This window comes from Burkholderia sp. AU16741, from assembly GCF_002223345.1.
Classification (GTDB): Bacteria; Pseudomonadota; Gammaproteobacteria; order Burkholderiales; family Burkholderiaceae; genus Burkholderia; species Burkholderia sola.
Genome location: NZ_NKEZ01000007.1, coordinates 237,227 through 253,895 on the forward strand (window position 1 = coordinate 237,227; position 16,669 = coordinate 253,895).

Annotated in this window: 15 protein-coding genes and 1 pseudogene; 5 read left to right on the forward strand and 11 right to left on the reverse strand. The window is 68.1% G+C overall.

The window, feature by feature from the left end; translation table 11 throughout:
• The first annotated feature begins 79 nt into the window (after positions 1–79).
• The gene (locus CFB89_RS17920) at positions 80–571 is read left to right on the forward strand and encodes an Lrp/AsnC family transcriptional regulator (protein ID WP_089469015.1); all 492 of its coding nucleotides are present in this window, start codon (positions 80–82) and stop codon (positions 569–571) included.
• Positions 572–600: 29 nt separating this feature from the next.
• Here CFB89_RS17920 and CFB89_RS35780 read toward each other — a convergent pair.
• The 3 genes and pseudogenes from CFB89_RS35780 to CFB89_RS17930 all read right to left on the reverse strand — a co-directional run.
• A pseudogene (locus tag CFB89_RS35780) lies at positions 601–732 on the reverse strand (3-methyl-2-oxobutanoate hydroxymethyltransferase); the annotation flags it as partial.
• Between the two features lie 26 nt (positions 733–758).
• Entirely contained in the window at positions 759–1,292 is a 534-nt protein-coding gene (locus tag CFB89_RS17925; RefSeq protein ID WP_089469016.1) for a methylated-DNA--[protein]-cysteine S-methyltransferase, read from the reverse strand.
• Complete coding sequence (locus tag CFB89_RS17930) at positions 1,289–2,761, reverse strand: bifunctional transcriptional activator/DNA repair enzyme AdaA (protein ID WP_089469017.1); 1,473 nt, start codon at positions 2,759–2,761, stop codon at positions 1,289–1,291. The genes CFB89_RS17925 and CFB89_RS17930 overlap by 4 nt, the downstream gene beginning before the upstream one ends.
• 323 nt (positions 2,762–3,084) lie before the next feature.
• Between CFB89_RS17930 and CFB89_RS17935 the strand changes: the two genes are divergently transcribed.
• Positions 3,085–4,377 carry an MFS transporter gene (locus tag CFB89_RS17935; protein ID WP_089469423.1) on the forward strand — a complete coding sequence of 431 codons (1,293 nt, stop codon included), beginning with the start codon at positions 3,085–3,087 and terminating at the stop codon, positions 4,375–4,377.
• Positions 4,378–4,477: 100 nt separating this feature from the next.
• Here CFB89_RS17935 and CFB89_RS17940 read toward each other — a convergent pair whose 3' ends face one another.
• A complete protein-coding gene (locus CFB89_RS17940; RefSeq protein WP_089469018.1) occupies positions 4,478–5,581 on the reverse strand; it encodes a LacI family DNA-binding transcriptional regulator in 1,104 nt (367 codons plus the stop codon).
• 71 nt (positions 5,582–5,652) lie between these two features.
• Between CFB89_RS17940 and CFB89_RS17945 the strand changes: the two genes are divergently transcribed.
• Positions 5,653–6,489 carry an NAD(P)-dependent oxidoreductase gene (locus CFB89_RS17945; protein ID WP_089469019.1) on the forward strand — a complete coding sequence of 279 codons (837 nt, stop codon included), beginning with the start codon at positions 5,653–5,655 and terminating at the stop codon, positions 6,487–6,489.
• A gap of 28 nt (positions 6,490–6,517) precedes the next feature.
• Here CFB89_RS17945 and CFB89_RS17950 read toward each other — a convergent pair whose 3' ends face one another.
• Positions 6,518–6,838, reverse strand: a complete 321-nt coding sequence (locus tag CFB89_RS17950) for a DUF1330 domain-containing protein (protein WP_089469020.1) — start codon at positions 6,836–6,838, stop codon at positions 6,518–6,520.
• Positions 6,839–7,015: 177 nt separating this feature from the next.
• Positions 7,016–7,474, reverse strand: a complete 459-nt coding sequence (locus CFB89_RS17955) for a MerR family transcriptional regulator (RefSeq protein ID WP_089469021.1) — start codon at positions 7,472–7,474, stop codon at positions 7,016–7,018.
• Between the two features lie 79 nt (positions 7,475–7,553).
• Between CFB89_RS17955 and CFB89_RS17960 the strand changes: the two genes are divergently transcribed.
• Positions 7,554–8,798, forward strand: a complete 1,245-nt coding sequence (locus CFB89_RS17960; protein WP_089469022.1) for an NADH:flavin oxidoreductase/NADH oxidase family protein — start codon at positions 7,554–7,556, stop codon at positions 8,796–8,798.
• Positions 8,799–8,886: 88 nt separating this feature from the next.
• Here CFB89_RS17960 and CFB89_RS17965 read toward each other — a convergent pair whose 3' ends face one another.
• From CFB89_RS17965 to CFB89_RS17980, 4 genes are all read right to left on the reverse strand, one after another.
• Positions 8,887–11,010, reverse strand: coding sequence for a TonB-dependent siderophore receptor (locus tag CFB89_RS17965; RefSeq protein WP_089469424.1), 2,124 nt, complete (start codon positions 11,008–11,010; stop codon positions 8,887–8,889).
• Between the two features lie 40 nt (positions 11,011–11,050).
• Positions 11,051–12,526 carry a PepSY domain-containing protein gene (locus tag CFB89_RS17970; protein WP_089469023.1) on the reverse strand — a complete coding sequence of 492 codons (1,476 nt, stop codon included), beginning with the start codon at positions 12,524–12,526 and terminating at the stop codon, positions 11,051–11,053.
• 242 nt (positions 12,527–12,768) lie between these two features.
• Positions 12,769–13,254 (reverse strand): hypothetical protein, encoded by a 486-nt coding sequence (locus tag CFB89_RS17975; protein ID WP_089469024.1) that lies wholly within the window; start codon positions 13,252–13,254, stop codon positions 12,769–12,771.
• Between the two features lie 123 nt (positions 13,255–13,377).
• A complete protein-coding gene (locus CFB89_RS17980; RefSeq protein ID WP_089469025.1) occupies positions 13,378–13,701 on the reverse strand; it encodes a DNA-binding protein in 324 nt (107 codons plus the stop codon).
• Between the two features lie 588 nt (positions 13,702–14,289).
• Between CFB89_RS17980 and CFB89_RS17985 the strand changes: the two genes are divergently transcribed.
• On the forward strand, positions 14,290–14,922 hold the full coding sequence (locus CFB89_RS17985; RefSeq protein WP_089469026.1) for a LysE family translocator: 633 nt from the start codon (positions 14,290–14,292) through the stop codon (positions 14,920–14,922).
• A gap of 72 nt (positions 14,923–14,994) precedes the next feature.
• Here the strand turns inward: CFB89_RS17985 and CFB89_RS17990 are convergent, their stop codons facing one another.
• A complete protein-coding gene (locus CFB89_RS17990) occupies positions 14,995–16,623 on the reverse strand; it encodes an NADP-dependent glyceraldehyde-3-phosphate dehydrogenase (RefSeq protein WP_089469027.1) in 1,629 nt (542 codons plus the stop codon).
• Positions 16,624–16,669: the final 46 nt, after the last annotated feature.

Below are 16,669 nucleotides of genomic sequence, written 5' to 3' on the forward strand. Positions count from 1 at the left end.
TTCAGAAAATATGAAACAGACAGATGATCGACTATCATGTTGAAATTAAATTTCACTTACTGAAGGGGAGGAACGGTTAATGGCCGGCATTACCCTCGACGATCTCGACCTGCGCATCCTCGCGATCCTGCAGGACGACGCGTCGGTGTCCAACCTGCAACTCGCCGAGCGCGCGCTGTCGTCGCCGCCCACCTGCATGCGTCGCGTGCGCCGGCTGACGGAGGCCGGCGTGATCCGCCGGCAGGTCGCGGTGCTCGATCCAGTGGCGATCGGCACGGGCGTCACCGCGCTGATCGAGATCAGCCTCGACCGGCAGACGGCCGAAGACTACGACGCGTTCGAAGCGTATGTGTGCGCGGAGCAGGCCGTCACGCAGTGCTACCGCGTGTCCCCGGGGCCCGATTTCGTCGTGATCGCCGATCTGGCCGACGTCGCCGAATACGACGAATTCGCGCGGCGGCTGTTCACCGGCGCGTCGAACGTCCGCAACGTGCGGACGTTTTTCTCGACGCATCGCGCGAAATTCGAAGCGAACGCGCGGATCGCGCATGCGATGCGCAAGCGCACGTAGCGTGAGGTAAGCCCGTCGTTCGTCCCGCATCACGCAGCGGTGGCCGCGTCCGCCAGTTGCAGCGGCTTGCCGTACCCGAAGCAATGCGCGGGCTCGGGAAACACGTCGAAATTCCGCATGACGCCCGGCGCGTATGCGAAGCGTGAAGCGCGCCGGCCGGTGTTGAGCGCGTAATGCGCCCCCTCCATCAGAACGCAAGCGCCTGCTGCAGCGGTTGATACGCGCCGCGCGAAAACCCCGCGCCTTCGAGCGACAGCAGCGCACGCTTGCGATCGATGCCGCCCGCATAGCCGGTCAGGCTGCCCGACGCGCCGACCACGCGATGGCACGGTACGATGATCGATACCGGATTGCGGCCGACCGCGCCGCCCACGGCGCGCGCGCCGCTCATCGGTAATCCGACGCGTTCGGTGATGTCGCCATACGACACGAGTTCGCCGAACGGAATCGCAAGCAGTTCCTTCCAGACCCGTCGCTGAAACGCGGTGCCGCGCAGGTGGATCGGTACCGAAAACGTGTCGCGCGCGCCGGTGAAATACTCGGCGATTTCTTCCGCGACCCGGCGTGCGAGCGGCGACTTGGCGAGTGCGTCCGCTTCGCGCACGATCGCAAGCGACGGAAAGTATTTCTGGCCGACGAAGTACAGGCCGGTCAGCACATCGTCCTCGATGCGCACGGCGATGTCGCCCAGCGGGCTCGGAATCAGGTGAGCGGGAGTCATCGCGACACATCTCCATGAAGGCGCCACACGTGCAGTGCGGCATACGCGCGCCACGGCGCCCAGCGCGCCGCTGTATGCGGCACGGAGGACGGCCCGGGCGCGGGTTCGGTCCGGGCGGGCAGCCACGCGTCGTCGGCGGGGAACGCGTTCGGCCAGGCCATCGCGCGCATCGCGACGTACTGCACCGCGCGTTCGTCGAAGCCGGGCAGCGCGCGCAGCGCGGCGAGCGTCGCGTCGAGCGGCGCCATCGGTTCGAGCGCGAGCGTGCCGTCGTCGACGGCGCGGGCGAGCGACACGATCGCGCGTGCGGCGTCGCGCTCGACGCCGACCGTTTCGAGGGCCGAAGGCGGCAGCGCGGCCAGCGTCGCGGCGCAGGGGAGTGCATGCGTGAGGCCCGGCGGCGCGCCGTCGACCGAATGACCGAAGCGTGCCGCGATCCGTGCGAGCAGCGGCGTATCGGCCTGCGCCTGGGCAAGCTGCTCGCCCACGACCGCGCGGATCGCGATCTCGAGACCGTCGAACGCGCCGGGCACGCGCAGGCCCGGCGAGCCGCTCGCGAGATCGCCGAGATGCGCATCGATCACGTCGGGGCGGCTGTCGAGATCGAACAGCCGGCGCACGCGTGCCAGCACGGCCGGCACGACCGGCGTCAGCGCGGGCGACACGGTGACGGCCAGCGCGAAGCGCTGCGGCACGTGCGCGACGGACAGCCAGCCGGCCACGCGGCGGCCGTCGTTTCGATTCGGCAATTCGACGATGCGCGCATAACCCTTCGCGTCGATCCGCTCGACGCCGTCGATCTGCCGCTGCGCGAGAAAACGCATCAGGTCGGCCCACGCGAACGGCGGCCGGTACGGCAGCGGGAAGGTCATGTCGCCGTCGGCCGCCGCACCGGCCCCTTTGCGCAGCCGCAGCGGATTGAGGCCGTAGCGCTCGCGGAACAGGTCGTTGAAGCGCCGCACGCTGCCGAATCCGGCCGTCGACGCGACGACGGCGACCGGCAGCGCGGTATCGGTCAGCAGCCGCTTGGCCATCAACAGCCGCTGCGTCTGTGCGAACTCGACCGGCGACACGCCGAATTGCGCGCCGAAGATCCGGCGCAGATGGCGTTCGGTCACGCCGACGCGCCGCGCGAGCGCATCGACGGAATGCGCGTTCAGGAAACCGTCGTCGATCAGCGTCGCGGCAGCGTCGGCGAGATTGCCGGACAGGTCGAGCAGCCCGTGGCCGGGCGCGAGTTCGGGGCGGCAGCGCATGCAGGGCCGGAAGCCGGCTTTCTCGGCGGCCGCGGCGGTCGGGTAGTAGCTGCAGTTTTGCGCCTTCGGCGGCTTCACCGGGCAGACGGGGCGGCAGTACACACCGGTCGTCGCGACGCCGACGAAGAACCAGCCGTCGAAGCGGCGGTTCCGCGAAAGCAGGGCGTCGTAGCAGGTGTCGGGATCGAGGCGCATGCGACGACTGTAAACCATCCTCGTGGTCGATTCTGGCTGGAATCGGACATGTGTCTCGGCGGTCGCGCGGCTGCCGGGCCGCGGCGGGAAAATGAGCGGAAAAACGGTTAATGCCACTCTGCGAAACAGTCGTCTCTTTTGCCGCGACCAATTTGAGATGACTCATCGAAATCCCGGACTGACACGGCACCGGCAGGCGGCCTATCCTTTGAAAAACGTTTTCCAGACGGATCGGCGAAGCAGGCCGCGCGCAGCAGCGCGCCGCCGCTCGCCCCGGCGCCGGTCGCCGGTCAACGAACTTCGTGCGGCGCGACGGGCGCGACCGCGCATCGGAGACATTCATGCCCTCTGTCGTCGTCGGCGCCGTGCGCGCGGCCGCCAGCCGCTACCGCTGGACCGTTTGTGCGCTGCTGTTTTTCGCGACCGTGATCAACTACATGGATCGGCAGATCCTCGGCCTGCTCGCGCCGATGCTGCAGCACGACATCGGCTGGAGCCAGGTGCAGTACGGCCGCATCGTGATGGCGTTTTCCGCGTTCTATGCGCTGGGCCTGCTCGGCTTCGGGCGTATCGTCGACTGGCTCGGCACGCGCGTGTCGTACGCGGTGGCGATGCTGGTATGGAGCATCGCCGCGATGCTGCACGCGGCGGTCGGTTCGGTGACGGGCTTCGCGGCCGTGCGCGCGCTGCTCGGGATCGGCGAGGGCGGCAACTTTCCGGCCGCGATCAAGACGACGGCCGAATGGTTCCCGCGCCGCGAACGCGCGCTCGCGACCGGCATCTTCAACTCGGGCGCGAACATCGGCGCGGTATTCGCGCCGGCGATCATCCCGGCGATCGCGGTGGCCTACGGCTGGCGCGCGGCGTTCGTGATCATCGGCGCGATCGGCATCGTGTGGCTCGCGGTGTGGCTGGTGATGTATCGCACGGCCGACACGCGCGCGCTCGCCGCGGAATACGACGAGCCGCGCGACGAGGCCGAAGCGCTCGACGCGGCGAACGCGAACGCCGGCGCGCCGCGCTGGGGCGAACTGATCCGCAAGCGCGAGACGTGGGCCTTCCTGATCGGCAAGTTCCTGACCGATCCGGTGTGGTGGTTCTACCTGTTCTGGCTGCCGAAGTGGCTGAACGAATCGCGCGGGATGGACATGCAGCACATCGGTTTGCCGCTCGTCTGCATTTATGCGCTGACGACGGTCGGCAGCATCGGCGGCGGCTGGCTGTCGTCGATGCTGCTGCGCGCGGGCTGGAGCGTGAACCGGGCGCGCAAGACGGCGATGCTGATCTGCGCATGCTGCGTGCTGCCGATCGCGTTCGTGTCGCAGGTGCAGAGCCTGTGGATCGCGGTGCTGATCGTCGGCCTCGCCGCCGCCGCGCACCAGGGCTGGTCGGCGAACCTGTTCACGACCGCGTCCGACCTGTTCCCGCGCCGCGCGGTCGCGTCGGTGGTCGGCATCGGCGGGATGGCCGGCTCGATCGGCGGCGTGCTGTTCTCGGAAGTGATCGGCCAGGTGCTGCAGCGCACCGGCCACTACTGGGTGCTGTTCGCGATCGGCGCGTCGGCCTACCTGATCGCGCTGGCCGTGATGCACGTGCTCACGCCGAAGATGAAGCCGGCGAGACTCGATGCGTGATTGCGTATCGGCCAAGCGAAAACGCCGCCCTTCACTCGGGCGGCGTTTTTCGTTCCGGGACGCGACGCGACGTGACGTGACGCATCGCGTCGCGATCGCGTCAGCCGGCCGAGGCCGTCGACGCGCGCATGATCAACCGCGGCTCGAACGTCGAATAACTCGCGTCGGTGCGCCCGGCGAGCGCGTCGATCAGTTTCTGCATCGCGAGTTCGCCCATGTTCTCGCTCTGGATGTCGACGGTCGTCAGCGCGGGCGCCGCGTATTCGCCGTACGGCACGTTGTCGATGCCGGCGACGGATACGTCCTGCGGCAGCCGGAAGCCGAGCGACGCGGCTTCCTTCATGAAGCCGAGCGCGATCAGGTCGTTGTAGCAGATCACGGCCTGCGGGCGCTGCGGCCCGAGCATCACGCGCGAGCACGCGCGCTCGCCGGCCTCGGCAGTCGGCGCGTGCGCGTCGTGCACGTCGAGCGTGAGCCCCGCTTCGGCGAGGCAGTCGCGCGCGCCCTGGATCCGTTCGTCGTTCACGCGCGCGGTGCCGAAGCCGAGATAGGCGATGCGTGTATGGCCGAGGTTGAGCAGATGGCGCGCGAGCATGTAGGTCGACAGCCGGTTGTCGATGCCGACGCTCGGAATCGGCAGGCCGGGGCTGCGGCGCAGCAGCACGAGCGGCTTGTTGAGGTCGAGCATCCAGCCGGCTTCCTCGTCGGGCATCCGCGTGCTGACGATCAGCCCGTCGACGCGCTGCGCGAGCGCCTCGATCAGCGAGCGTTCGCGCGCCTGGCTCTCTTCGGTATCGACGAGCAGCAGCGTGTAGTCGTGCTGCAGCGCGACGCGGTTCGCGCCTTTCACGACGTTCGTGAAGTGCGGGTTGCTGATGTCGAGGATCACGAGGCCGATGGTGCGCGTGCGGCCGGTGATCATCGAGCGCGCGAGCGGATTCGACCGGTAGCCGAGCCGCTCGATCGCCTCCTTCAGCCGTGCCTCGACGGTCGGCGAGAAGCGCTGCGTGCCGTTCACGTACTTCGAGACCGTCGCGACCGACACGCCGGCTTCCGCGGCCACGTCGCGGATCGTCGAGGAAACTTTTTTCATGCGAAGGGTAACGTTTTCGTTCGATAACGCTCGATTGTGGCAGAAAAAGCCGGCGTGCAGACCGCCGCCGATATCGGGAAAGTGCGGATGGCTGCGAGCGAGTTCGACCATTGACGCTCGGCGGCGCGCCCGCGTATAGTTGGAAAACGTTTTCCATCTTAGGTCAGATCCAAGGAGATTCGATGAACGCCTCATCCACCGCCGCGCGCAAACCGTTCGGCCGCCTGCTGCTGACGGGCGCGGCCGGCAACCTCGGCCGCCAGTTGCGCGGCGCGCTCGCCGACTGGGCCGACGTCGTGCGCGTCAGCGACATCGCGGCGCTCGGCGATGCGGCCGCGCATGAAGAACTCCGCGTGGTCGACCTGGCCGACCGGCCGGCCGTGATGCAGCTCGTCGACGGCGTGGACGCGATCGTCCACCTCGGCGGCATTTCGGTCGATGCGCCGTTCGACGATCTGGTCGGCGCGAACATCACCGGCACGTACAACCTGTACGAAGCCGCGCGCAAGCACGGCGTGAAGCGCGTCGTGTTCGCGAGCTCGAACCATGCGATCGGTTTCCATCCGGTCACCGAAGTGCTCGACTCCGATGCGCCGCTGCGTCCCGACAGCCTGTACGGCGTGACGAAGTGCTTCGGCGAATCGCTGTCGCGTTACTACTTCGACCGCTTCGGGATTGAGACGGTGTGCCTGCGGATCGGGTCGTCGTTCGAGGTGCCGAAGAACCCGCGCATGCTCGTCACGTTCCTCAGCTATCGCGACTTCATCGAACTCGTGCGCTGCTCGCTGCTGACGAACCGCGTCGGGCACGCGATCGTCTACGGCGCGTCGGACAACCCGGTGAAGTGGTGGGACAACACGAAGGCCGGCTTCCTCGGCTTCCGCCCGCGCGACAGTTCCGAGCAGTTCGCCGGGCTGTTCCCGGTGACGGCGCCGACCGCCGAGTACGACGACCCCGCGCAGCGGTTCCAGGGCGGCGGGTTCGTCGTCGGCGAGCCGATGGAGCGGAAGGCGTCGTAAGCGTCGGCGGCGTTGCCTGCGTCGAGATTCAGCGCAGGATGTCGGTGGCCTTGTGCCGCTCGTCGACGCCGTCGATCAGGATCAACGGGCCGCTCGCGTGCCGGGCGCGCAGCGGCTGGATCTGCCGGTACGCAGCCGAGTCATACCACGCGCGCGCCGTGTCGAGATCGGGAAACGCGATCGCGATCAGGTCGCCATGCCACACGCCTTCGCGTACCTCCGAGCGTGCGCCGTGAATCACGAAATGGCCGTCGTACGGCGCGAGCGTGCCGTCGATCCGTTCGAGGTACTCGACGATGTCGTCGCACATTTCGACGTCATGCAGGTGGGCGATGGCGTAGGCGGTCATGGCGGGCTCCGTGGCGGGATGCGGTCGAGAGTCGATGGAGCCCATGATCGCGGCGCGGGCGGCGCGCGTCGATTACCCGCGACGTAAGCAAATCGGGACAACCGCGTCACATCGTGCTTCAGGCCGCGGCGCGCATGGCTCGACGGACGGCGCCGCGCCATTCCGCATCCCGATCCATCACGCCCGCTTGCGCGCCGGCCGCACGACGGGCACCGGCTCCAGCGGCTCGCTGGCCTGCTCGCCCAGCCGGTCGAGCATCCGTTGCGCGGCCCCCGTGCAATCCTCGCCGGCCGGCTTGTTCTCGATCTCGTCGATCAGCATTTCCAGATGCTGCCGGTTCTGCGCGAGACGCCGCTCGAGCAGCGCGATTTCGTCGACCTTGTGCCGCAGCGCGACCAGCAGTTCGTCGTGCGGCCATGCGCCGAGATCGGGCGGCAGCACCGCGCGGATCTCGTCGAGCGAGAAGCCTGCGCCCTGCGCGCGGTCGATGATCGCGAGCCGCGTCAACGCTTCCGGCCCGTATTCCCGATAGCCATTCGCCTGCCGGCGGGCCGGTTCGAGCAGGCCGCTCGCTTCGTAGAAGCGGATACGCGACGCCGCGAGGCCGCTCGCCTTCGCCAGTTCGCCGATTTTCATGATGGGCTCCAAAAGGGCTTGACCTTAAAGTTGACTTTAAAGTTATCGTGGGGCCATCGTCAATCGAGGATGTTCCATCATGAATCTGTTTGCGCCGCTCACACTGCCCAACGGGGCGGTGATTCCGAACCGTCTGGCCAAGGCCGCGATGGAAGAAAACATGGCCGATGCGGACCACGCGCCGTCGGACGCGTTGCTGCGCCTGTATCAGGCGTGGGCCGACGGACAGGTCGGCCTGATCCTGACCGGCAACGTGATGGTGGACGGCCGCGCGATGACGGGGCCGAATGGCGTCGTGCTCGAAAGCGACGCGCATCTCGACCGTTTCCGCCGCTGGGCGCAGAGCGCGCGCTCGAACGGCGCGCACGTGTGGATGCAGATCAATCACCCGGGGCGCCAGATGCAGGCGGCGCTTGGCCAGACGACGCTTGCGCCGTCGGCCGTGCCGCTCGCGCTCGGCGCGCTGTCGAAGCAGTTTCCGGTGCCGAAGGAAATGACGGCAGCCGATATCGCCGACGTGCAGCAGCGCTTCGTGCGCGCCGCGCAGCTCGCGGAGCAAAGCGGCTTCACCGGCGTGCAGGTGCACGCGGCGCACGGCTATCTGCTGAGCCAGTTCCTGTCGCCGCTGACGAACCGTCGGCAGGACCAGTGGGGCGGCAGCATCGAGAATCGCGCGCGTTTGCTGCTCGACATCGTGAAGGCGGTGCGCGCGACGGTGTCGCCGGCGTTCGTCGTCGCGGTGAAGCTGAACTCGGCCGATTTCCAGCGCGGCGGCTTCAGCGCGGACGACGCGAAGCGCGTGGTCGAACTGCTGAATCCGCTCGGTGTCGATCTCGTCGAACTGTCGGGCGGCAGCTATGAAGTGCCGGCGATGCAGGGCGAGGCGCGCGACGGCCGCACGCTGGCGCGCGAAGCGTATTTCCTCGAATTCGCGCGCGACATCACGGCCGTCGCACGGATGCCGCTGATGGTCACGGGCGGCATCCGGCGCCGCGCGGTGGCCGAGCAGGTGGTGAACAGCGGCGTGGCGATGGTCGGCATCGCGACCGCGCTGTCGATCGACCCGAACCTGCCGCGCGACTGGCGCGCGGGCAAGGACAGCGCGCCGGTGCTGCAGCCGATCCGCTGGAAGAACAAGGCGCTGGGCGCGCTGGCGAACATGGCCGTCGTCAAATTCCAGCTCACGCGGTTGAGCGAAGGGCGCCGCACGCACCCGCAGGTGTCGCCGCTGCGCGCGCTGGTGCGGCAGCAACTGGCCGCGCAGTGCCAGACGCGGCGCTACCGGAAGTGGATGGCGGGGCGCGCGGCGGGCACGCGTGCGTGATGCATCGATGCGAGCTGGCGATGCCGAGCGCTGACCGGCACGCCGCCGCGCGCATGCCGCCTTGCACGGTGCGCGGCGGCATGCGCGCTCAGAACCTATAGTTCGCCAGCACCTCGAACCGCCGGTCGTTGCCGAGCAGATACTGCGTTTCGTCGTAGTACGCGGACTGCACATAGCGGCGATTGAACACGTTGTACGCGCGGGCGATGATCGTCGTGTCCTTGCGCGGCTTCCACGCGAGGCCGAGATCGACGGTCGTGTACGACGGCATCACGAGTTGGTTCGCGGTATCGGCGAACCGTTTGCCGACGTACTTGACGCCCGCGATGCCCGTCCAGTCCGGCGCGAAGCGCCAACTCACCCACAGGTTCGCGAGCCGCTGCGGCACCGACACCGGCACGTTGCCCGCGCGCGATACGATCGTGCCGCCGGACGACTGCCGGAAATCGTCGTATTTCGCGCGCAGGATCGACACGTTCGCGTCGACGCGCCAGTCCTTCGCGATCTCCGCGCCGACCGTCGCCTCCAGCCCGCGCGACGACTGCTGGCCGACCTGGATCGACTGGTTCGGATTCACCGGGTCGGCCGTCAGCAGGTTGTTCTTCACGATCCGGTACGCGGCGAGCGTCCATTCCGCCTTGCCGTCGAGGAACGACTGCTTCACGCCGATCTCGATCTGCCGGCCGGTCGCGAGCGTGAAATTTGCCTTCGATGCATTCAGCGACAGCAGCGAGCTGACCGGATCGGCCGCGACCGAATATTGGCCATACACGGCGAGGCCGGGCCGCACGTCGTACACGGTGCCCACGCGCCAGCCCGTGTTCGCGAACACCTTCGTGAATGCGCCGCCGTTCACGAGATCGTCGCGGTTCACGCTCGCATGGTCGTAGCGCAGCCCGCCGATCACCGACCAGCGCGGCGTGATCTCGAGCCGGTTCTCCGCGAACAGCGCGTACTGGTTCGACTGGCTGCGGTACTTCGGAAACGTGCCGGCCGTGTTGATGAAGTTGCCCGGATCGAAGTCGAACGGATCGACCGTCGACGTGCCCGCATACGGCGCGTTGTTGTCGTGCTGGAACGTCGTGTGGTTGAACTCGAAGCCCGCCGAAAACGTGTTGCGCATGCCGAGCAGTGCGCCGCCGACGGTGGCCGTCGTCACGTTGCCGTATTGTTCCTGGTCGTGAAAGATTTCCGTATAGCTGCTGCGCCGAACCTGCGCGCTCGGCGGCAGGTACGTGTAGTACTCCGCATCCTTCCAGTGACGGTTGCTCTTCATCCGGTACAGCGTGCTCGTCACGTTCAGGCTGTCGCTCGGCTGCCAGTTCGCCGCGACGGTGGCCCAGCTGTCGCGGAACGCGATGTCGGCGTCGCCGACGTTGTAGTTCTTCTTGTCGAGCGCGCGATCGCGCGCACCATTGACGAGCGGCGCGCCGAAATACTGCATCGGATGCATGAAGCCCTGCGCGTACGACGCCGTCACGAACAGCTCGGGCGTCACGTCGTAGCGCAGCGCGCCGGAGATCGACAGGTTGCGCGAATCGCCGCGATCGACCCAGTTCGACGATCGGTTGCCGCTGATGTCGAAGCGGTACGACAGCGTGTCGTTGATCGCGCCGCCGCTGCCGAACGCGGCGCGCGCGGTTCCTTCGGTGCCGCCGCCGACCTGCAGTTCGTTGCGGATCGGCGTGCGCGTCGGCTTCTTCGGGACGATGTTGACCACGCCGCCGATCGCGCCTTCGCCGTAGATCACCGAAGCGGGGCCGCGCAGCACGTCGATATGGTCGACCGACCACGTGTCGAACGGGAACGTGACGCCGATCGCGCCGTACGGGCGCACGCCGTCGTAGAGCTGCGTGACCGACGACGCGCCGACGAAGCCGCGCGCGGCGAGCTCCGAATTGCCGTTGCCGGGATGCGGCGACGCGCTGATGCCGGCGGCGCGGCTCACGGCGTCGACGATCGAACTGTCGCCGCGCGTGTCGAGTGTCGCGCGGCTGATCTGCTCGACGCTCGCGGGCGTTTCGAGCGAGGACAGCCCGAGATGGCTGCCGGTGTCGAGCGGTTGCGTCAGCGCGGGCGCTTTCTGCGCATCGACGCGAATCGGTGCGAGCGTGGCGCCGCTGCCGTCGACGCCGTTTTCCTGTGCGTGTGCCTGCCCGGCCGGCGACAGCGCCGCGAGCACGGCAGCAGGCAGCATCGATCTGAACTTCATCATTTCGGTATCCTTCGAAGGGGAGAAGCGCTTGCGTCCATCACGCCGCGGCGCGCGCCGCGCGGCCGAACAGCAGCCGGTCAAGCACCCAGACCGCGACGATCGTCAGCCCCATCAACGGGAACACGATGCCGAGCAGCACGAGCCCGGCGATCCAGCCGCGCATCGGCGGCGCGCCGCGTTCGCGCGACGGTGCGCCCAGCGTCCGGGCCGGGCGGCGCTTCCACCACATCACGGTGCCCGTGACGGCCATCGCGGCCAGCCCGAGCGACAGCACCGCGCAGACGATCTGGTTCGCGAGCCCGAAATAACGGCCCATGTGCAGCGACGTGCCGTACGACACCGCTCGCGATACCGCGCCGTAGTCGTCATAGCGGATGTCCTTCAGTACCGCGCCGCTGTACTGATCGACGTAGATCGTGCGTTCGGCCTTCGGGTCGGCCGGAAAGTACGACGCGGTGAACACGCCGTCCGCGCCGGACGGCAGCGCGAGCGTATAGCCGCTCGTCACGCCGAGCCCGGCGACGATCGCGATCGCGCGGGCGAGCGGCAGCGGCGCGGGCGTCGGCGCGGACGGCGAATGCGGCACGGGCACGTTGCCGACCGCCCACGGCGTTTGCGGCAGCGGCAGGTCGTCCATCACCATCCCGGGCATCGATTCGTCCGATTCGTGGTGATGGCCGGACGGGGCGGTACCCGGCGCATGCGCACGCGCGGTCTCGGCCGTCGCGGCGGCGCCCGGGCGCGTCGAGCGCACCGACGCACCGCCCCACGCGCCTTCCGGCGCGCCTAGGTTCACGGTCGCGGCGAGCGCCTTGAAGTTCTTGCCCCACGAGCCCGACCACGGCAGCCCGGACAGGATGAATGCGATCGTGCCGGCCGCGAGCCAGATGCCGGCCGTCGCGTGAACGCTCTTCCACAGCGGCCGGCCGCGCAGCGACAGGTCGGGCTGCAGCGCACGCCCGACGCGTGCCGCGCCGCGCGGCCACCACAGCGCGATGCCGGTGCCGATCATCACGAACGTCCAGCAGGCGGCGAGTTCCATCAGCAACTCGCCGGTCTTGCCGAGCAGCAGCTTGCGATGCAGCATCCGGTCGACCTGCATGAAGCGGTTCTCGACGCTCAGCGTGCCGAGCACGCGGCCGTCGTACGGGTTCACGTACACGCTCTCGCGGCTGCCGTCGCGCAGCCGGAAAACATACTCGGCGCTGCGATCCGGCGCGGTGGAGACTTGCACGGAAACCGGCGTTGCGCCGGCCGGCATCGCGGTGCGGGCGCGGGCGAGCAGCGTGTCGGCATCGAGCCGCGGCGTCGCGCGCGGTTCGACGACCAGCCGGTGCGGATACAGCAGCGGCTCGCTCTGCGGCTGGAAGCAGTAGAGCGTGCCCGTGATCGCGAGGATCACGAGGAACGGCATCACGAACAGGCCGGCATAGAAATGCCAGCGCCAGAGCGTCCGGTAACCGGCGCTGGCGGAACGGGCGGGCGAGATGGCCCGATCGACGATGGTCGACATGGTGTGAACTCCTCGGGTGCGTCGAACGGCGGAGCCGGCGCGGGCCGGCTGCCGTCAACGTGCGTCGCACCCGCGTGCGTGCGTCGGCGCGGCAGGCGGCGCGGCGCGCTGCGCAAACGGGGCGCAGGGCGGCGTCGCCCGCGCGAAGCGGGCAGGCGGGTGAACGCGTGAATCAGGTCGGGCGAAACGAACGGCGTGAACGCGCATGCACGTCGACGTGCATGCGCCACCGGGCGGAACGTTCAGCAGAACCGGGGAGGAGCGCGGGAGGGCGGGCGATCGTCGAATATCGATCGCACGAAAGGATGGCTGTAGACGTGAACGCGGAAGCGCCGCGGCGGCGCAGCGGGAAACAGCAGCGCCAGCAGCACGAACGAGGCGAGCGCGGTGAACAGCGCGGCGCCGAATGCGCACAGACTGTCGCCGTCGCGAGAGGATGGGGCCTTGTCGGCGTGCTTGTCATGCTTGAGTGCATCGACGAGCGCGAGCGCATCGTTGGCCGGCGTGATCGGCGCGCTCGCGTCGAAGCGGGCGGCCAGTGCGGCGCCGGCGACGATCAGCGGGCCTCGGCCCGAACACAGCACCACCGAGCCCGCCTCCGGACCGTCCGGATCGAGCATCACGGCGCCCGACATCAGCGCGCGGGACAGCAGCGTCACGAGGAGGAACCCCCACAGCCACTGTCGCGCGACGCCTGGCCGGAGCAGGAAGCGGCGAAGTGCGTTCATGGCGCGCGATTGTACCTCCGTTTGCGCGGAGGGGCAGGCGGGCCGTGCGTGTGCGGCGGGCGAATCACGCACGGCCGGCGTGGCCGCGGCGGTCGTGCACGGCCGCCGGTCCGTTGTGCCGGCTCACACCGGATACGCGTCGTCGACCTTCAGGTTCGCGAGCCGGAACAGCGTGCGCAGCGTCTGCGGATGAATGTCGCGGTGCGCGGCGAGCGACGTCAGCATGAAGTCGAGCACCTTCGCGTAGCGCAGCAGCACGAGGCAGCGCGCGAGATCGGGCGTGCGGCCGCGCATGTCTTCGGCGAGCGTGACCATTTGCGTCGACAGCGCGTGCGCCATCTCGAGTTCCATCTGCTGTTTTTCGGTCCAGTCGGGCAGCGGCTGTTCGAGCACCTTCGCGAGGAACAGCTGGAACGACGAATCGGACGAATTGGGCTGCGCATCCATGGAGAGCCTCGTTGCGTGTGCATATCGTACGGGCGCGTCCGGCGAGCGCCCGGGGTGAATTCATGTCCGCGCGGTAACGGGCGCGGCTTCTGCCCGAACGGAATGCAGATTCCGTACCAGCACCGCCGGACGATTGTTGAGTAATGTTGAGCCGCGATCCGGCATCGCTCGGCGAGTCCCGTCGGGACTGGATTGCGCAGATGGCCGAGGCGTGCGTCTACGGGCGGGAGGCGGGCGGCATGGGGCGTCCGACGCGGCGCGACGATGCGAAATGCTTCACGGATGTAACGTAACGCGGGCATCCGACGCATCGCGCGTTTCTGCCGGCGATAGGCCGGAACGACGCGTGCCGGCGGATGGCCGCGCCCGCCGTACGTTCGCCGACGAGAAACGGCTGCACGCCACGCCCCGCCGCCGTGTCGCACGCACCGGTGGCGAATGCGCCGGTTGTTTCAAAACAGAGACGGTCGGCGCGCGACGAACGGTTGCATGGCCACACAACTGGCCCAGCGAATTGCCGCGCAATTGTCCATGGGCAGACGGCGCGGGTTTGCCAACAATCTCCCGACCATCTCCGCGAGGTTCGACATGAGCGTCCACGCTTTCTTCTCCGCCAACCTGCTGCTTGCCTACACCGCTTATTTCATCGGCACGGCCAGCCCCGGGCCGAGCAATCTCGCGATCATGTCGGTCGCCGCGAACCAGGGGCGCAAGGCGGCCCTTGCGTTCGCGCTCGGCGTGATTTCCGGTTCGATGTTCTGGGCGACGGTGGCGGCGCTCGGCATCTCGGCCGCACTGCTCGCGTGGTCGAAGCTGCTGGTCGCGATCAAGGTCTTCGGCGGGCTGTACCTGCTGTGGCTCGCATTCAAGTCGGGGCGCACGGCGCTGTCGGGCCCGCCGGCGACAGCGGCGAACGCGGCGCGCGAGCAACGGCTGTCGCGCTTCTACGTGCGCGGCGCGATGCTGCACCTGACCAATCCGAAGGCGATTCTCGTATGGGTGTCGATCGTCGCGCTGTCGTCGAACGGCGCGGGCGGCGCGCATGGCGCCGTCGTACCGGGCTGCCTCGCGATCGGCTGCCTGGTGTTCGGCGGCTATGCGCTGGTGTTCTCGATGGATGGGGCGCGCCGGCTGTACGTGCGCGGGCGGCGTGCGATGGAAGCGTGCCTGGCCGTCGTGTTCGGCGTGGCGGGGATCCGGCTGCTGGTGACGAACGTGTAGCCGCGCGATGCGTGCGTGAAACCCTCCGCCGCACCATGTGCGGCGGAGGCCCCGGCATCGATCAAGCCGGCTTCAGAAAATGAAGCCCGTATTGATGAACTTCGAGTGGTGATCCGACACGATCGAATCGAGCAGTTGCTTGCTGCTGTCGGTCTGCTTCGCCGCGACCATCGAGCGGATCGAGAACGCGCGCAGCGCGTCGGTCACCGACAGCGTGCCTTCCGCCGAATCCTTGCGTCCCGCGAACGGGAACACGTCGGGCCCGCGCTGGCACTGGCAATTGATGTTCACGCGGCACACCTGGTTCACGAGCGGATCGACGAGCGCGCCGATCTCTGCCGGATCGGAACCGAAGATGCTGACCTGCTGCCCGTGCTCCGACGTCGTCACGTAGTCGAGCGCGGTGTCCACGTCGTCGAACGGCGCGACCGGAATGATCGGCCCGAACTGCTCCTCGCGGTACAGCTTCATCCCTTCGGACACCGGATACACGACGGCCGGGTAGAACAGCGTCTTGCTGAATTCGCCGCCCTGATGGTTGACGACCTGCGCACCCAACGCCCTCGCGTCGTCGATCGCGTCGGTCATGTACGCGGTGCGATGCATGCCGGGCAGCGGCGTGATGCTGACGCCCTTTTCCCACGGCATGCCGATCTTCAATTGCTCGAGCGCGGCGGTGAAGCGCTTCAGGAATTCGTCGACGATCGAGCGATGCACGAGCAGTATCTTCAGCGCGGTACAGCGCTGGCCGTTGAACGACAGCGCGCCGAGCAGGCACTCCTTCACGGTGAGGTCGAGATCGGCGTCGGGCAGCACGATCGCCGCATTCTTCGCGTCGAGCCCGAGGATCGCGCGCAGCCGGTGCGACTTCGGATGCTGCTTCTTCAGATGATCGGCGACCTTGCTCGAGCCGATCAGCGCGAGCACGTTGATCTTGCCCGACGCGAGCATGTGCGGCACGACCACCGCGCCCGGCGCGTAGATCGTATTGATCACGCCCTTCGGGAACGCGTCGCGGAACGCTTCGAGCAGCGGCTCGAACAGCAGCGTGCCGTATTGAGGCGGCTTGAACACCACGGTGTTGCCCATCAGCAGCGCGGGGATCAGCGTCGCGAAGGTTTCGTTCAGCGGATAGTTGTACGGGCCCATGCACAGCACGACGCCGAGCGGCGTGCGGCGGATCTGGCCGATCGTGCCTTCCGCGATCACGAAGCGCGAGTTCGCGTTGTCGAGCTCCTTCAGCGCGTCGATCGTCTGCGTCATGTACGTGACGGTGCGGTCGAACTCCTTCTGCGAATCGGCGAGGCTCTTGCCGATCTCCCACATGATCAGGTTCACGACGAGTTCGCGCTGCGCGACCATCCGCTTGATGAAGTCCTGCATGCACGCGATGCGCTGCTCGACCTTCATCGTCGGCCACTCGCCGCGGCCGGCGTCGTACGCGCGCACCGCGGCGTCGAGCGCCGCGTCGCTTTCCGTCTCGCCCATCACCGGGTAGCTGCCGATCTCGACCTGTTCGACGCTGCCGTCCGCCTGCCGCACGCACACGGGCGACAGCACGGTCTTGGTCGTGCCGTCCCATGGTCGCAATTCGCCGTCGACGAGCGACACGCGCTGGTGAATCGGCGAAGCCAGCCGGAATTCGGCGGGGATGTCCTGTAACGCGGGAAACAGGTGCTGCAGGGAGGCGGAATCGGGCATGACGGTCTCGTTTGACGGGTGTCCGGGAAGGACGGGCGATGCGAAT

Bases quoted from the DNA above. Each gene is read 5' to 3' on its own strand.
- CFB89_RS17990 (WP_089469027.1), bottom strand. From the start codon at position 16,623: ATGCCCGATTCCGCCTCCCTGCAGCACCTGTTTCCCGCGTTACAGGAC.
- CFB89_RS17975 (WP_089469024.1), bottom strand. From the start codon at position 13,254: ATGAACGCACTTCGCCGCTTCCTGCTCCGGCCAGGCGTCGCGCGACAG.
- CFB89_RS17935 (WP_089469423.1), top strand. From the start codon at position 3,085: ATGCCCTCTGTCGTCGTCGGCGCCGTGCGCGCGGCCGCCAGCCGCTAC.
- CFB89_RS17950 (WP_089469020.1), bottom strand. From the start codon at position 6,838: ATGACCGCCTACGCCATCGCCCACCTGCATGACGTCGAAATGTGCGAC.
- CFB89_RS17955 (WP_089469021.1), bottom strand. From the start codon at position 7,474: ATGAAAATCGGCGAACTGGCGAAGGCGAGCGGCCTCGCGGCGTCGCGT.
- CFB89_RS17980 (WP_089469025.1), bottom strand. From the start codon at position 13,701: ATGGATGCGCAGCCCAATTCGTCCGATTCGTCGTTCCAGCTGTTCCTC.
- CFB89_RS17925 (WP_089469016.1), bottom strand. From the start codon at position 1,292: ATGACTCCCGCTCACCTGATTCCGAGCCCGCTGGGCGACATCGCCGTG.
- CFB89_RS17960 (WP_089469022.1), top strand. From the start codon at position 7,554: ATGAATCTGTTTGCGCCGCTCACACTGCCCAACGGGGCGGTGATTCCG.
- CFB89_RS17945 (WP_089469019.1), top strand. From the start codon at position 5,653: ATGAACGCCTCATCCACCGCCGCGCGCAAACCGTTCGGCCGCCTGCTG.
- CFB89_RS17970 (WP_089469023.1), bottom strand. From the start codon at position 12,526: ATGTCGACCATCGTCGATCGGGCCATCTCGCCCGCCCGTTCCGCCAGC.
- CFB89_RS17940 (WP_089469018.1), bottom strand. From the start codon at position 5,581: ATGGTCGAACTCGCTCGCAGCCATCCGCACTTTCCCGATATCGGCGGC.
- CFB89_RS17930 (WP_089469017.1), bottom strand. From the start codon at position 2,761: ATGGTTTACAGTCGTCGCATGCGCCTCGATCCCGACACCTGCTACGAC.
- CFB89_RS17985 (WP_089469026.1), top strand. From the start codon at position 14,290: ATGAGCGTCCACGCTTTCTTCTCCGCCAACCTGCTGCTTGCCTACACC.
- CFB89_RS17965 (WP_089469424.1), bottom strand. From the start codon at position 11,010: ATGAAGTTCAGATCGATGCTGCCTGCTGCCGTGCTCGCGGCGCTGTCG.
- CFB89_RS17920 (WP_089469015.1), top strand. From the start codon at position 80: ATGGCCGGCATTACCCTCGACGATCTCGACCTGCGCATCCTCGCGATC.